The sequence below is a fragment of the Arthrobacter sp. SLBN-53 genome, from assembly GCF_006715585.1.
Classification (GTDB): domain Bacteria; phylum Actinomycetota; class Actinomycetes; order Mycobacteriales; family Mycobacteriaceae; genus Mycobacterium; species Mycobacterium neoaurum_A.
This window is the reverse complement of the sequence record NZ_VFNN01000001.1, coordinates 4,767,760-4,783,392: the sequence shown is the minus strand read 5'-3', so window position 1 is coordinate 4,783,392 and position 15,633 is coordinate 4,767,760. Positions and strand designations below refer to the sequence as shown.

At 67.7% G+C, this 15,633-nt stretch carries 14 protein-coding genes; 3 read left to right on the top strand and 11 right to left on the bottom strand.

The features are described 5' to 3' along the window. Positions 1 to 77: 77 nt before the first annotated feature. From FBY28_RS22945 to dxr, 10 genes are all read right to left on the bottom strand, one after another. The gene (locus FBY28_RS22945) at positions 78 to 641 is read right to left on the bottom strand and encodes an alpha/beta hydrolase (protein WP_141869516.1); all 564 of its coding nucleotides are present in this window, start codon (positions 639 to 641) and stop codon (positions 78 to 80) included. Between the two features lie 52 nt (positions 642 to 693). Further along, entirely contained in the window at positions 694 to 1,362 is a 669-nt protein-coding gene (locus tag FBY28_RS22940) for a hypothetical protein (protein ID WP_141869515.1), read from the bottom strand. A 9-nt stretch (positions 1,363 to 1,371) separates the two neighbouring features. Beyond that, complete coding sequence (locus FBY28_RS22935) at positions 1,372 to 2,853, bottom strand: cobyric acid synthase (protein ID WP_141869514.1); 1,482 nt, start codon at positions 2,851 to 2,853, stop codon at positions 1,372 to 1,374. After that, positions 2,850 to 3,707, bottom strand: coding sequence for a type I methionyl aminopeptidase (map, locus tag FBY28_RS22930; protein WP_141869513.1), 858 nt, complete (start codon positions 3,705 to 3,707; stop codon positions 2,850 to 2,852). Before map ends, FBY28_RS22935 begins: the two co-directional genes overlap by 4 nt. 10 nt (positions 3,708 to 3,717) lie before the next feature. Then, the gene (locus tag FBY28_RS22925; RefSeq protein WP_019512013.1) at positions 3,718 to 4,317 is read right to left on the bottom strand and encodes a DUF1707 SHOCT-like domain-containing protein; all 600 of its coding nucleotides are present in this window, start codon (positions 4,315 to 4,317) and stop codon (positions 3,718 to 3,720) included. Positions 4,318 to 4,326: 9 nt separating this feature from the next. After that, positions 4,327 to 6,171 (bottom strand): penicillin-binding transpeptidase domain-containing protein, encoded by a 1,845-nt coding sequence (locus FBY28_RS22920; RefSeq protein WP_019512012.1) that lies wholly within the window; start codon positions 6,169 to 6,171, stop codon positions 4,327 to 4,329. A 123-nt stretch (positions 6,172 to 6,294) separates the two neighbouring features. Then, on the bottom strand, positions 6,295 to 7,149 hold the full coding sequence (locus tag FBY28_RS22915) for a GNAT family N-acetyltransferase (protein WP_141869512.1): 855 nt from the start codon (positions 7,147 to 7,149) through the stop codon (positions 6,295 to 6,297). Positions 7,150 to 7,207: 58 nt separating this feature from the next. Continuing rightward, positions 7,208 to 8,365, bottom strand: a complete 1,158-nt coding sequence (gene ispG / locus FBY28_RS22910) for a flavodoxin-dependent (E)-4-hydroxy-3-methylbut-2-enyl-diphosphate synthase (protein WP_141869511.1) — start codon at positions 8,363 to 8,365, stop codon at positions 7,208 to 7,210. Between the two features lie 10 nt (positions 8,366 to 8,375). Next, positions 8,376 to 9,614 carry a M50 family metallopeptidase gene (locus FBY28_RS22905; protein ID WP_141869510.1) on the bottom strand — a complete coding sequence of 413 codons (1,239 nt, stop codon included), beginning with the start codon at positions 9,612 to 9,614 and terminating at the stop codon, positions 8,376 to 8,378. Then, on the bottom strand, positions 9,611 to 10,774 hold the full coding sequence (gene dxr / locus FBY28_RS22900) for a 1-deoxy-D-xylulose-5-phosphate reductoisomerase (protein WP_141869509.1): 1,164 nt from the start codon (positions 10,772 to 10,774) through the stop codon (positions 9,611 to 9,613). The genes FBY28_RS22905 and dxr overlap by 4 nt, the downstream gene beginning before the upstream one ends. A 121-nt stretch (positions 10,775 to 10,895) precedes the next feature. Here dxr and FBY28_RS22895 point away from each other — a divergent pair, with 121 nt between their 5' ends. The 3 genes from FBY28_RS22895 to FBY28_RS22885 all read left to right on the top strand — a co-directional run bounded on the left by FBY28_RS22895 (position 10,896) and on the right by FBY28_RS22885 (position 14,136). Then, entirely contained in the window at positions 10,896 to 11,579 is a 684-nt protein-coding gene (locus FBY28_RS22895) for a fasciclin domain-containing protein (RefSeq protein ID WP_141869508.1), read from the top strand. Between the two features lie 152 nt (positions 11,580 to 11,731). Beyond that, positions 11,732 to 12,334 carry a fasciclin domain-containing protein gene (locus FBY28_RS22890; RefSeq protein ID WP_141869507.1) on the top strand — a complete coding sequence of 201 codons (603 nt, stop codon included), beginning with the start codon at positions 11,732 to 11,734 and terminating at the stop codon, positions 12,332 to 12,334. Between the two features lie 92 nt (positions 12,335 to 12,426). Further along, positions 12,427 to 14,136, top strand: coding sequence for a cytochrome c biogenesis protein DipZ (locus tag FBY28_RS22885; RefSeq protein WP_141869506.1), 1,710 nt, complete (start codon positions 12,427 to 12,429; stop codon positions 14,134 to 14,136). Positions 14,137 to 14,144: 8 nt separating this feature from the next. Here the strand turns inward: FBY28_RS22885 and FBY28_RS22880 are convergent, their stop codons facing one another. After that, a complete protein-coding gene (locus FBY28_RS22880) occupies positions 14,145 to 15,623 on the bottom strand; it encodes an amino acid permease (RefSeq protein ID WP_141869505.1) in 1,479 nt (492 codons plus the stop codon). Positions 15,624 to 15,633 lie beyond the last annotated feature (10 nt).

Genomic DNA, 15,633 nt, shown 5'->3' with positions numbered 1-15,633 from the left:
ATCGACCCAGCCGTCACCTCCAAAGGTAGGCCATCAGACCAATGGAAAGCGAGAGGACCCGCCCGGTCGGGAGCAAGTCACCAGGTACTGGTGCGCATCACGATCTCGGCGGCCAGTTGCGCCGTCGATTCGCCGGCATTACGACGGCCCAACAATTCGACGATACGGAACTCACCGTAGACATAGCGCTGGCTGGCCTTGGCGATATCGGCGGCCTTGGCGTTGCTGACCAGGACCGTCGTCGCCACCTCGACCGGCGTGCAGTTCTCGTCACGGGTCACCCCGGCCTCATCGGTGACCCGCGGGTGACCGCGATCGATGACCACCAGACCGGTGAACCGGTCCAGGCGGGTCGCGGCCAGCTCCCAGGCGATCTCGGCGCCGGCGCGGTCACCGACCAGTGTGCTCCACCGGATATCGAAGGTGTCCATGATGGCGATGACCGTCGCCGCATCGAGCTGCGGATGAGCGGCGATCACCACGGTGCGCAGCGATGCGGTGTGCAGCCGTTGGCACACCCCGTCATAGGCGGCGGGTGCCAGTTGTGCCGAGCCGAGCAGCACCACCACTCCGGCGTTCTCCGGACCCGCGACGTCCACCGCGAATCCAGTTCCGTCGACGGTCACGGTCGTGGTGGGCATCTCGGTCACGCTAGGTCATTCCGCCGTCCGGCGGGGCTGTTTTCACCGGTCTTCACGCCTGTTCCAAGCGTTCGGCCTGCTTGCCCATTGCCTCCAGAAAGGTTTGTGGCAGCGTCGCTTTGACCGGGATCCGGGGGTCCGGGGTGGGAAACGCGACGCCGAACACCGCCATCGAACCCACATTCTCGAACGAGAAGAAGACGCTGCTGCGAGCCCCGCCCAGATCCATGGTCTGCTGATAGACCAGCGCGCCGTCGCGGTCGGTGTCCAGCGCGGTCGTGGTCATCGGGATCGAGGGCGATCCCGGCCCGAAATACGTGGCGAAGCGTTCACAGCGTTCGGCGATCGCCTGCAGTGTCTCGGTGTCCAGGGACCAGCTCAACACGGTGATCAGCATCCGCGCGCCGTTGTAGCCGACGACGTACTTCGCGGCGCTGCCGGGACCGCGCTCGGCCGTGGCCCCGATCGACTTGCTGAAGCCCTCGCTGCACCCCGGCGGGTCCGAGAGCATCGGCGGCGGCCCGCCCGCCCCGTCGGGAACGCCTTCCTTTTCGACGATGCGGTCGTACTGGACACCGTCCGGGAAATCGGCCGACGTCAGGACCACTTTCTCAAGGCGCGCACCGGGCCAGGTCGGCGTGCCCGAGACGGCGCTCGTGCAACCCGTGAGCGTCGCCAGCACGGCGACCAGTGCGGACAACCACCGGAGTGCGCGGATCATCAGCACAGGCTACCGAGCGTGGTGGGTGATGACCGGACGCTGCGGGGCGCCCGACAGCAGCGCCAGCAGCGCGTCGATGTCGACATGTGTCTGCAACGCATCGGCCATCGCGTCGAGCTGGGCGTCGCGGCGGGCGGGCACGCTGACATCGGTTGCCACCACGAAGCCGGTCCGCCCGGCCGCCTCGGCGACCTCGGCCAGCCAGGCCCGGCGCAGTTCGTCGTTGTCGAGCAGGCCGTGCCAGTGGGTGCCGTACACCTGGTCGCGCCGGATGCCGACGCCCAACCAGTCGGCCTCCGCACCACCGACGACCTGACCGTGGTGAATCTCATAACCGGTCAGTGGAGATTCCCAGTGCCGCAACGTCTTCTGCTGCGCGAAGACGATATCGGCGGCCAGCAGGCCCAGTCCGGCGACGGTGCCCGCCTTCGACTCGACCGGATCCTCGATCGATCGGCACAGCATCTGGAAGCCGCCGCACACACCGAGCACCGGACCACCGGCCGCCGCGTGGGCGGTCACCGCGTCGGCCAACCCACGGGCCCGCAGCCACTCCAGGTCCGACACCGTGGCCTTACTGCCCGGCAACACCACGACGTCGACGTCGGCGAGCTCGGCGGGTTCGGTGATCCAGTGCACCTGCACGCCGGGTTCGCAGGCCAGTGCCTCGACGTCGGTGGAATTGGAGATGCGCGGCAGCCGGATCGCCCCGACGCGCAAACCGTCGCGCCCCACGGCGGGAACCGGTGCGCCCAACGTGCGGCCGGCCTGTACCGACAACGAGTCCTCGGTGTCCATCCACAGCTCGTCCAGGTACGGGATCACCCCGTAGGTGGGGCGGCCGGTCAGGGTGCGCAGCTGGTCCAGTCCGGGCGCCAGCAGTCCCGGATCGCCACGGAACTTGTTGACCAGAAATCCGCTGATCAGTCGCTGATCCTGCGGCGACAGCACGGCGACGGTGCCGAACAGATGGGCCAGCAGGCCACCGCGGTCGATATCACCGACCACCACCACCGGCAGGTCGGCGGCGCGCGCCAGACCCATGTTCGACAGGTCGGTGGCGCGCAGGTTGATCTCGGCAGGCGAGCCGGCCCCCTCACAGATGACGACGTCGAATTCGGCTCGCAAGGAGCGCAATTCGTCGTTGACGATCTCGGCGAGCTGGGTGCGCTTGGTGAAATAGTCGCCGGCGGCCATGGTGCCTGCGACCTGGCCGCGCACCACCAGCTGGGAGGTGCGGTCACTACCTGGTTTGAGCAGCACGGGGTTGAATCGCACGCTGGGCGCCAGCCCACAGGCGCGGGCCTGAACCGCCTGCGCCCGGCCGATCTCACCACCCTCGACCGTCACCGCGGAGTTGTTGCTCATGTTCTGCGCCTTGAACGGCGCCACGCTGATGCCCTTGCGCGCCAGCAACTTACAGAGACCGGCAACCACCATCGATTTACCGGCATCGGAGGTGGTGCCGGCGATCAGCAGTGCGCCCCTCAAGGCAGGGTCAGAATCTCGGCACCGTTCTCGGTGACGACGAGCGTGTGCTCGAACTGGGCCGTCCACTTCAGGTCCCGGGTCGCCACCGTCCAGCCATCATCCCAGATCTCGTAGTCCAGCGATCCGAGGTTGATCATCGGTTCGATGGTGAACGTCATCCCGGGCTCCAGCACCGTCTCGACCGCCGGCTGGTCGTAGTGCAGGACGACCAGCCCGTTGTGGAACGTCTCACCGATGCCGTGCCCGGTGAAATCGCGAACCACGTTGTAGCCGAACCGGTTGGCATACGCCTCGATGACCCGTCCGACGATCGAGAGCTGACGACCGGGTTTGACGGCCTTGATCGCCCGCATGGTCGCCTCATGGGTGCGTTCGACGAGCAGTCGGTGTTCCTCGGAGACATCGCCGGCCAGGAAGGTCGCGTTGGTGTCGCCGTGCACGCCGTCGATATAGGCGGTGACGTCGATGTTGACGATGTCACCGTCGGCGATCACCGTGGAATCCGGGATACCGTGACAGATGACCTCGTTGAGCGAGGTGCAGCACGATTTGGGAAAGCCCTTGTAGCCGAGCGTCGACGGATACGCGCCGTGGTCGATCATGTAGTCGTGGGCCACCCTGTCGAGGTGGTCGGTGGTGACACCGGGCGCGACGGCCTTGCCCGCCTCGAGCAGCGCGCCCGCGGCGATGCGCCCGGCGACTCGCATCTTCTCGATGACCTCCGGGGTCTGGACCCAGGGCTCGCTGCCCTCGGCTGCCGTGGGCTTCCAGACGTACTCCGGGCGCTCGATCGATTTGGGCACCGGCAGGGTCGGTGACAGCTCTCCGGAGCGCAATGGGGCACGAACAGGCATGACGATCAGCCTACCGAGATCGGGGGCCGCGCCGTACCGGTGTCCGCAGGCTCGGCTTCCAGGTGCGCCGCGGCCCGCGGATGTCCACCGAACCGCAGACCACCTTGCCGGTGAGAATGATGTGCGGGGTGCCCTCGGCGGGCGCGTCGGCGCGGTGATCGCGGGCGCTGCCGACCACAACCTCGACATCGTCGATGGAGGCGCTGGCGCCGGCGGGCAGGCGCAGGTCCAGTGAGCCGAACTTGAGATCGAGTTCGATCACCACCATCGGTCCGGCGAACCGCGCGCGGGTCAGGTCCAGGTCCACCGAACCCATGCGTCGGGTGAGCGCCAGCCGGGTCGGAACCACCCACTCCCCCTGGCGTTTCAGCGAACCCATCACGCCCCGCAACTCGACCCGGTCGGCGGCGGAGGTGACGATCGCACCGGGGCCGGGCAGGTCGTCGACCAGGGCGGTCAGATCCGAATGCAGTCGGGCCGAGGCCACCCGCGCGGAGCGCTCCTCGAACTCCTCGATATCGATGAGCCCGAGCGCGACAGCGTTGTGCAGCCTGCGCAGCGTGCCGTTGCGGTCCGCATCGGAGACCCGCAGCGTCAGATCGTCGGTCACCGGTCCAGGCTAGGCCAAGTAGTCCGGGGGCAACCCGTTGAGCATGTCGCGGCACATCCGTACCGCGTACTCCGAGCTGCCGCCGCCGACGATGAGCGCGGCGAACGCCATGTCTCCGCGATAGCCGGTGAACCAGGCGTGTGAGCCGCCGTCGAACTCGGCCTCACCGGTCTTGCCCCGCACATCGCCGAGTCCGTTGAGGTCCTTGGCGGTGCCGTTGGTCACCACCAGCCGCATCATCGGCCGCAGCCCGTCGACGATCTCCGGGTTCAGCGGCTCGCCCGCCTGCCCGTGGATCTCGGTCTGACGTCCCTCGATCAGGTGCGGCACCGGGGTCTTGCCCGCCGCGACCGTCGCCGCGACGAGGGCCATGCCGAAGGGGCTCGCCAGCACCTTGCCCTGTCCGAACCCGTCCTCGGTACGTTCGGCCAGATCGACCGTGGGCGGCACCGATCCGGTGACCGTCGGCACGCCGTCGACGATGAAGTCGGGTCCCAGTCCGTAGCGGGCGGCCGCGGTGGTCAGTCCACGCGGCGGCATCACGCTGGCCAGCTCGGCGAAGGTCGTGTTACAGGAGTTGGCGAAGGCCCGCGACAGTGGCACGGTGCCGAGGTCGAAGGCGTTGTAGTTGGTCACGGTGCGGTGCCCGATGTCCAGGGTGCCCGGGCAGCCGAGCAGGGTGTTGGGGGTGGCCATATCGCGTTCGAGAGCAGCGGCCGCGGTGACGATCTTGAACGTCGACCCTGGCGGGTAGAGGCCCATCGTCGCGGTGGGACCGTCGACGTCGGCGGCAGCGTTCTGCGCCACGGCCAGGATCTCGCCGGTCGACGGCTTGATGGCCACGATCATCGCCTTCTTGCCGACCATGTTCACCGCGTCCTGCGCCGCGTTCTGCACCGAGCGGTCCAGGCTGATGGTCACCGACGGCGCCGGGGTGCCGGGCTCCTCGCTGAGCACGGCGACGTCGACACCGTTCTGGTTGACGCTGACCACCCGCCAACCCGGCTCGCCGGCGAGATCACCGCTGACCGCCTTCTTGACCTCCTGGACGATCGCCGGGGCGAACTTCTCGTCGGTCGGCAGCATCTCCGGTTGCGGTGTGGCCACCACACCCGGTCGGGAGCCGATCGCGGCGAACACCCGGTCGTGGTCGGTCTTGCGCAGGGTGATCAGGCTCAGCGGGGTGGCCTTCGAGCTGGCCTCCTCCGCCAGACGCTGGGCATCGAGCGTGGCGTCGAACGGTCGCAGCGCGTCGACGATGGCGCGGGCCGTCGGCATCAGCTCGGCGCCGGCGGCGCGTGCGTCGAGGGCGTAGTGATACAGGTAGCCCGGCACCAACACATCGCTGCCGGAGCGTTCGTTGACCGAGGCCCGCCGCGGCGGATCGGCGCGCAGGGCCAAGGTCTGGTTGGCACCGAGCCCCGGGTGCAGGCCGGTGGTGGTCCAGCGGACCTCCCACTGTCCCTCGTTGCGGACCATGTTGAGCTCACCGTCATAGGTCCAGGTCCGCTCCTTGGGCAGGTGCCAGGTGTAGCGGTATTTCACTGTGCCGGTGTCGAGTTCGTACTTCGACCCGGTGATCTGGGTGTCCAGCCGATTGGCCTGCAGACCCGCCCAGGCCTCGTTGAGCGCCTCCTTGGCCTCCTCGGGCTTGTCGGCCAGGGCCGCGGCGCCGGCGGTGTCACCGGTGGACAGCGCCGCGAAAAACTTCGCGGCAGCGGGCTCGGGTCCGTCGGGTTTCGGCGTGCAGGCGCTCAACGAGGTGCCGAGGGCAGCGACAGCCAGCACGGCGACCGCGGTTCGCAGCCTCGCACGCCGTGATACGGATGTGGTCACCGATGCCTGTGTTGTCATTGAGACAGATGTTAAAAGCGCGACGGGCGTCGGCGGCTTAGGCGCACCGACACACAACTGTGATTGCGTCGAGATCAACGCTTTTGCGGTCCACGTCCCGCGTAGACCACAGAAAAGTCGATCTCAGTCGAGCAGGATCGTGGCGAACGTGCCGACCTGGGTGAAACCGATCCGGGCGTACGTCGCGCGCGCGACGTGATTGAACCCGTTGACATAGAGGCTCGCGATACGGCCGCCGCGCAGCACCGCGGCCGACACCGCCGCGGTCCCGGCGGCACCCAGCCCCCGGCCACGCCAGTCCGGGTGCACCCAGACACCCTGAATCTGCCCGACCGTCGGTGACTGCGAACCGATCTCGGCCTTGAAGACGACCTCGCCGCGTTCGAATCGCGCCCAGGCACGCCCCGCAGCGATCAGGCCGGCGACCCGACGGCGGTAGCTGCGGCCACCGTCGCCCATCCGCGGATCGATACCGACCTCGCCGATGAACATCTCGATCGCGGCCACCAGGTAGGTGTCCAACTCCTCCATCCGAACCTGGCGAACCGCCGGATCGGGGGCGCAGACCGGGGCCTCGGTCAGCGCCATCAGCGGCTGGTCATCGCGGACATCGCGGGCAGGTCCCCACCCGGGCGCCAGATGCCGCCACATCGGCATCACCAACTCGGCCCGGCCGACCAGCGACGAACAGCGCCGCGGGCCGCTCAGCGCCTTGGCCGCGAAGGCGGCGAGATCGTCGCCACCGCCGCGCAGTGGAATCAGGTTCGCCCCGGCGTAGCACAGGGATTCGGCAGGGCGCCGGCGCGTCCACAACTCGCCGCCGATGGCGCTGGGGTCCACCCCGAACTCCTGTACCCGGCAGGCCACCATGCATGCGGCGACGGGGTCCTGGTCCAGGACCGCGCGCACGGGCTCCAGGTCGCGCACCACCGAGACCCTGCGGTCTGCGGTGAAGCGGGACAGCGGTGGAGCCGACATTGGGGACTCTTTCTGGGGGCCGGCCGACAGTGGTGGCCCCGCAGTGCAGGGCCGTTTCTCAGCTTACGGTGACAACCGGTGGGCCGGAGGGAGTTCCCTGCGCGTCCGCCTCCCCGGCGATCCGCATGGCCTCCTCGATGAGGGTTTCCACGATCATGGCCTCGGGCACCGTCTTGACGACCTCGCCCTTGACGAAGATCTGCCCCTTGCCATTACCCGAAGCCACCCCCAGGTCGGCCTCCCGCGCCTCGCCCGGTCCATTGACCACACACCCCATCACCGCCACGCGCAACGGCACATCGAGTCCGTCCAGACCGGCCGAGACCTCGTTGGCCAGCGTGTACACATCGACCTGGGCGCGCCCGCAGGACGGGCAGGAGACGATCTCCAACCCGCGCGGACGCAGGTTCAGCGACTCCAGGATCTGATTGCCGACCTTGATCTCCTCAGCGGGCGGCGCCGACAACGAGACCCGGATGGTGTCGCCGATCCCGCGGGAGAGCAACGCGCCGAACGCGACGGCGGATTTGATGGTGCCCTGGAACGCCGGCCCCGCCTCGGTCACACCGAGGTGCAGCGGGTAATCACATTGCGCGGCGAGCTGCTCGTAGGCCGCAACCATGATCACCGGGTCGTTGTGCTTGACGCTGATCTTGATATCGCCGAAGCCGTGCTCCTCGAACAGCGAGGCTTCCCACAGCGCGGACTCGACCAACGCCTCCGGGGTGGCCTTGCCGTACTTCTCCAGCATGCGCTTGTCCAGCGAGCCGGCGTTGACCCCGATCCGGATCGGAATACCCGCCGCGCCTGCGGCTTTGGCCACCTCCTTGACCCGGCCGTCGAACTCCTTGATGTTTCCGGGGTTCACCCGCACCGCCGCGCATCCGGCGTCGATGGCGGCGAAGATGTACTTGGGCTGGAAGTGGATGTCCGCGATGACCGGGATGTTGGCCTTCTTGGCGATGATCGGCAGCGCCTCGGCATCTTCCTGACGCGGGCAGGCGACGCGGACGATATCGCACCCGGAGGCGGTCAACTCGGCGATCTGCTGCAGCGTCGAGTTGATGTCGTGGGTCTTGGTGGTGCACATGGACTGCACCGAGATCGGCGACTCACTGCCCACGCCGACATCGCCGACCTTGAGTTGCCGGGTCTTGCGGCGGGGTGCCAGCACGGGCGGCGGCGGGGCCGGCATGCCGAGGCCGATGGACGTCACAGTCGAACTCCTAGTCGAAGATGCTGATCGGGTTGACAAAGTCGGCGGTGACCGTCAACAGCATGTACCCGGCGACCACCGCCAGCACAACGTAGGTGGCGGGCATCAGCTTGAGATAGTTGACCGGTTCCGCGGCGACTTTGCCGCGGGCCGCACGGAACATGTTCCGTATCTTCTCGTAGGTGGCCACCGCGATGTGACCACCGTCGAAGGGCAGCAGCGGGATCAGGTTGACCGCTCCCAGCACGAAGTTCAGCTGGGCCAGGAAGAACCAGAAGGCCACCCACAGCCCGGCGTCGACGGTCTCGCCGCCGATGATCGAGGCGCCCACCACCGAGATCGGGGTCTCCTTGTCGCGTTCCCCGCCACCGATGGCGTCGACGAGGGCACCGATCTTGGTGGGGATCTTCGCCAGCGCCTTGCCGAGTTCGACGGCCAGATCACCGGTGAAGGTGAAGGTCGCCGGAATGGCGGTCAACGGGTTGTACTGCGTGGGCCCGGGCGGTTGCACCGCGCTGACACCGATGGCCCCGACCGTGTCCGGGGTGGCCGCCTCGGCCGAGGTGAAACGCTGGGTCCTGGCGACGTCGACGATGGTGGACAGGCGCTGGCCGTCTCGCTCATAGACCACCTGGACCGGGCCGTCGAGCTTGCGGATCTCGGCCGCCATCTCGGGGAATGTCGCCACATCGGTGTCGCCGACCTTGACGATGGTGTCCCCGGGCTGCAGTCCGGCCAGGGCCGCCGGGCCGGGGCCGGGTTGCGGACACGGACCGTAGGGGTTGTCCCCCTCCTTGGCCACCTGCGGTGCCACACAGGCGGTTTCACCGATCACAGCGGTCGTCGGTGGCGGCGTCAGGCTGGGCAGCCCCCACACGACGGCGATGCCGTAGATGAGGACGAGGCCGATGATGAAGTTCATCGCGGGCCCGGCGAACAGCACCGCGACGCGCTTCCACACCTTCTGGCGGTACATCGCGTAGGGCCGGTCCTCATCGGCGATCTCGTCTACCGCGGTCATGCCTGCGATATCGCAGAACCCGCCGAGCGGGACGGCCTTGATGCCGTATTCGGTGCTGCCGAGCTTGTTGGGTCGCCGCGTCGACCACAGCGTCGGACCAAAGCCGACGAAGTAGCGGCGCACCTTCATCCCGGTGGCTCGGGCCACCCACATGTGCCCGCACTCGTGCAACGCCACCGACGCGAGGATGGCCAGTGCGAAGAGCACGATGCCGACAGTGAACATCATCGGCTTCCGACTACCTCCCGGTCGATGGCGCTGCCGGCCCGTGCTCGGGCCCAGTCCTGCGCTTCGAGTATCTCTTCCACGGTAGCTGGTTGCGCGGCCCACTGATCTGCGGCGTGCAGCACATCGGCAACGGTTCGGACAATCGCCGGGAAACGGATCCGGCCGTCGAGGAATGCCGCCGCGGCTTCTTCGTTGGCGGCGTTGTAGACCGCGGTCAGGCTGCCGCCCCGGCGGCCTGCCTCGCGGGCCAGGTCGACGGCCGGGAACACCGCCGCGTCCAGCGGTTCGAACGTCCAGGTCGAGGCTGTGGACCAATCGCACGCCGCGGCCGCGCCGGGCACCCGTGCCGGCCATCCCAACGCCAGCGCGATCGGCAACTTCATATCCGGCGGACTGGCCTGGGCCAGCGTCGAGCCGTCGGTGAAGGTGACCATCGAGTGCACGATCGACTGGGGATGCACGACCACCTCGATGCGGTCGTAGTCGACGCCGAACAGCAGGTGCGTCTCGATCAGCTCCAGACCCTTGTTGACCAAAGTCGCCGAGTTCAACGTGTTCATCGGACCCATCGACCAGGTGGGGTGGGCGCCGGCCTGTTCGGGGGTGACATCCTCCAACGCCTGCGCCGACCACCCCCGGAACGGTCCACCCGAGGCGGTCAGGACCAGGCTGGCGACCTCGTCGGGGGTCCCGCCCCGCAGGCACTGCGCCAGCGCGGAGTGTTCGGAATCCACCGGCACGATCTGGCCGGGGGCCGCGGCGGCCAGCGCCAGCGGTCCGCCTGCGACCAAAGACTCCTTGTTCGCCAGCGCCAGCCGGGCGCCGCTGTGCAGCGCGGCCAGGGTCGGTTTGAGCCCGAGTGCCCCGACGAGAGCGTTGAGCACCACATCGGCGTCGGTGTCCTCGACCAGTCGGGTGGCGGCCTCCGGTCCGCGGTAGCGGGCCTCGACGGGCGCATCGGGGTCGGCGACGGCCACGTTCGTGACGCCGGTCTCGGCGGCCTGGCGGGCCAGCAGTTCGGCGTTGCCACCACCGGCGGCCAGCCCCACCACCTCGAAACTGTCGGGGTTCGCGGCGATGACGTCGAGGGCCTGGGTGCCGATCGACCCGGTACTACCGAGGATCAGCACGCGCCGGCGGTCAGAACTCACATCGACCATTGTGCCCCGCCCAGACACGAATTCTGCTGCAGACCCATCCGGGCCGCGGTGGGCACCGAATGAGCGATGTAGGGCCAACCGGGTCGGTACCAGCCACCCGCCAACAAGGAAGTTGAGTCTCATGACATTGACCCACCAGCATCGCATCGCATTTGCCGGGTTCGCCGCCGTCGCGGCGCTCGGGTTGTCCGCCTGTTCGGGCGGCACTTCGTCAGTCGAGAGCAGTGCCAGTGAAGCCAGTTCCTCAATCTCCTCGATGACCTCGTCGATGGCGGCACCGGAGACCACCTCCAGCATGGCCGCGCCGGCCGGCAACCTGATCGGTTCGGGCTGCGCCGCGTACGCCGAGCAGAATCCCGAGGGGCCCGGATCGGTGACCGGTATGGCCGCCGACCCGGTGACCGTCGCCGCCTCCAACAACCCGATGCTCAAGACCCTGACCCAGGCCCTCTCGGGCCAGCTCAACCCGAACGTCAATCTGGTCGACACCCTCAATGGCGGCGAGTTCACCGTGTTCGCCCCGACCGATGACGCGTTCGCCAAGATCGATCCGGCCACGCTGGAGACCCTGAAGACCGACTCGGCCCTGCTGACCTCGATCCTGACCTACCACGTGGTCCCCGGCCAGGCCAGCCCCGATCAGGTCGCCGGTGAGCACACCACCGTTCAGGGCGCTCCGGTCACCGTCACCGGTGCGGGCAACGACCTCAAGGTCGGCGACGCCGGCCTGGTGTGCGGCGGCGTGAAGACCGCCAACGCCACGGTCTACATGATCGACACCGTCCTGATGCCCCCGGCTGCCTGATAGCCGGAACTGAGCCGGCGAGGCGGCCCGTTCCCCCGACCGGGCTGCCTCGCCCCTCCGGACGGCCCTGCCGTCCCGCCTCTCCGGACGGCACCGCCCGTCCCGACTCCCCCATACGAAACGTTGATACGACCAAGAAAAGGACTACATCGATGACTTTCTCGCTGAACACCCGCAAGTTCGCCGGTGTCGCATGTACCGCCGCCGCCGCCACCGGCCTCATCTTCGCCTCCGCCGGCGTCGCCCAGGCCGCGCCGGTCGGCCCCGGCTGCGCAGCCTATGCCGCACAGAACCCCGTCGGTCCGGCCTCGGTGACCGGTATGGCCGCCGATCCGGTGGCCGTCGCGGCGGCGAACAACCCGATGCTCAAGACCCTCACCCAGGCGCTCTCGGGTCAGCTGAACCCGCACGTGAACCTGGTCGACACGCTGAACAGCGCTCCCGCACTGACGGTTTTCGCGCCCACCGACGAGGCGTTCGCGAAGATCGATCCGGCCACCATCGAGCGCCTCAAGACCGACTCGGCGCTGTTGACCAGCATCCTGACCTACCACGTGGTCGAGGGTCAGGCCAGCCCCGAACAGGTGGTCGGTATGCACAAGACCATGCAGGGCGCCGATGTGAACGTCACCGTGCCGAACATGGCCATGCCCGCCGAACTGAAGGTCAATGATGCAAACGTGGTGTGCGGGGGCGTGCAGACCGCCAACGCCACCGTCTACCTCATCGACACCGTGCTGATGCCGCCCATGTGATCGGTTCTCCACCACATCAGCCCGGCCGCAACTGCGGCCGGGCTGATGTGTTTTCTGGCCATCCAATTGCGTTGCCGTGACGAATAACTCATATGGTCACTCTGATCGCGATCGGCTTCCTCGGTGGCCTGATCACCGGCATCTCGCCGTGCATCCTGCCGGTGTTGCCGGTCATCTTCTTTTCCGGCACCCAGAGCGGGGACACCGATGCACCTGCCCGCTCGGCGCTGACCTCTCGACTGCGGCCCTACCTGGTGATCGCCGGCCTGGTCGTTAGCTTCAGCCTGGTCACACTGGTCGGTTCGGCACTGCTGTCGCTGCTGCACCTGCCCCAGGACACCATCCGCTGGGTGGCGCTGGCGGCCTTGGTGGCGATCGGCCTGGGGTTGATCTTCCCGCGATTCGAAGCGCTGTTGGAGAAACCATTCGCACGGCTACCGCAGCGGCAGTTCGGTTCCGGCAACAGCGGTTTCGTACTGGGCCTCACCCTGGGCGTGCTGTACGTGCCGTGCGCGGGTCCGGTGCTGGCCGCGATCGTCGTCGCCGGCGCCACGGGCAGCATCGGGGCCGACATCATCGCCCTGACACTGTCCTTCGCCATCGGCGCCGCACTGCCCCTGCTGTTCTTCGCCCTGGCCGGGCGGCGGGTCACCGAGCGGGTGGCGGCCTTCCGTCGCAGGCAACGCGAGATCCGCGTCATCGCGGGAGTGGTCACGATCGGACTGGCCGTGGCGCTCGTATTCAACCTTCCCGCGGTGCTGCAGCGCTCCATCCCCGATTACACCACCGCACTGCAGGACCGGGTCGGCGGTGAGGAGCAACTGCGCGAGCAGCTCGACCTCGGCGGGCTGGTCAACGAGCAGAACGCCGAGTTGTCCAACTGCACCAACGGTGCCCCCGTGCTGGAAAGTTGTGGCACCGCACCGGATATCAAGGGCATCACGGCATGGCTCAATACTCCGGGCAATACACCGATCGACCTGAAGTCGCTGCGCGGCAAGGTGGTCCTGATCGACTTCTGGGCCTACTCGTGCATCAACTGCCAGCGGGCCGCACCGCATCTGGTCGACTGGTATGCGGCCTACCGCGATCGCGGACTCCAGGTCATCGGTGTCCACACTCCCGAGTACGCCTTCGAGAAGGTGCAGGCCAATGTCGTCAGCGGCGCAGCCGATCTCGGCATCACCTATCCGGTGGCGATGGACAACAACTTCTCGACCTGGACCAACTACCGAAACCGTTACTGGCCGGCCCACTACCTGATCGACAAGGACGGCGTGGTGCGCCACATCAAGTTCGGCGAGGGCGACTACGCCACCACCGAAAAGCTGATCCGCCAACTCCTTTCCGACGGCGACGGCCGCGCCCTGCCCGCGGCGACGGAACGCTCGGATGACACCCCGACCGCCCCCACCACACCAGAGACGTACTTCAGCGTCGGCAAGGTGGTCAACTACGGCGGCACCGGGGTGTACGACGAGGGGACCCACAACTTCGACTTCCCGGACCGGCTCGCCCCGGACAGCTTCGCCCTGCGCGGGCCGTGGGCGCTGGACTATCAGGGCATCACCGCGCAGGCGCCAGGATCGACGATCCGGCTGAACTATCGCGCGCGCAACGTCTATCTGGTCGTCGGCGGTGACGGCACCGTGCGGATCACCCGCGACGGTGTCACCCGCGAGATACCGGTCACGGGTCCACCGAACATGCGGCAGATCGTTGCCGACGACCCCGTGGGCGCCGGCACCATCGAGGTGTCACTCGACAGTGGGCTGCAGGCGTATTCGTTCACCTACGGCTGAGTCGGAGTTCAGATCTTCCCGTCCAGCGCCAACCGCTGCCCCAGCAGGGAATGCCTGCGGCCGTACGCCAGGTAGATCAGCACACCGAAAGCCATCCACACGACGAACCTGATCCAGGTCAGCGCGGTGAGATTGAGCATCAACCACAGGCACGCGACGATCGAGGCGATCGGCAGCAGCGGCACCCACGGCACCCGGAAGCCACGCTCGAGATCGGGGCGATTGCGCCGCAACACGATGACTCCCGCCGACACCAGCACGAAGGCGAACAATGTTCCGACGTTGACCATCTCTTCGAGCCGATTGACCGGGAACAGCGAAGCGGCCAGCGCCACCAGCACGGCGACGATGACGGTGATCCGGACCGGTGTTCCCCGGGTGCCGGTGCGGGCGAGCGAGCGCGGGAGCAGGCCATCGCGGGACATCGCGAACAGCACCCGCGACAGACCGAGCATCAGCACCATCACCACGGTGGTCAGGCCGGCCAGCGCGCCGATCGAGATGACCTTGGCTGCCCAATCCACACCGTTGAGCTCGAAGGCCGTCGCCAGGTTCGGATGCCCTCCACCGGCCTCCTTCATGTCGACATAGGAGGCCATCCCGGACAGCACCACCGAGACCGCCACGTAGAGGACGGTCACGATCGCCAACGAGGCCAGGATGCCCCTGGCGACATCGCGTTGGGGGTTGCGGGTCTCCTCGGCCGTCGTCGCGACCACGTCGAACCCGATGAACGCGAAGAACACTATCGACGCCCCGGCGAGCAGACCGTAGACGCCGTAGTGGCTGCCCGCCGCACCGGTCAACAGCGAGAAGACCGACTGGTCCACACCGGAGCCCGCGGACTCCCCGGATTCGGTGGGCGGGATGAACGGGGTGTAGTTGGACACCTTGATGTAGAAGGCGCCGACGATCACCACCAGCAGCACCACCGACACCTTGATCGCGGTGATGACGAGACTGAAATGAGACGACAACTTGGTGCCCAGCGCCAGCAGTGCCGCGACGGTGCCGACGATCAGCAGGGCGCCCCAGTCGAAGTCGAGCGGCCCGACCGCGACGACACCACCGGAGAATCCGAAAACGGTGCCCAGGTAGCTCGACCAGCCCTTGGCCACCACGGCGGCGCCGACGGCGAACTCCAGGATCAGATCCCAGCCGATGATCCAGGCGACGAACTCGCCGAAGGTCGCATAGGAGAACGTGTAGGCGCTGCCGGCCACCGGTACCGTCGAGGCGAACTCGGCGTAGCACAGGGCGGCCAGGCCGCAGGTGACGGCGGCCAGGATGAACGACAGCGAGATGGCCGGGCCGGTGATGTTCGCCGCGGTCGAGGCGGTGACGGTGAAGATGCCGGCGCCCACGACGACCGACACGCCGAAGACCGTCAGGTCCCACCAGGTCAGATCCTTGCGCAGCCGAGTCCCCGGTTCGTCGGTATCGGCGATGGACTGCTCCACGGATTTCCTGCGCAATCGTTCCGTCACGCACGCAACG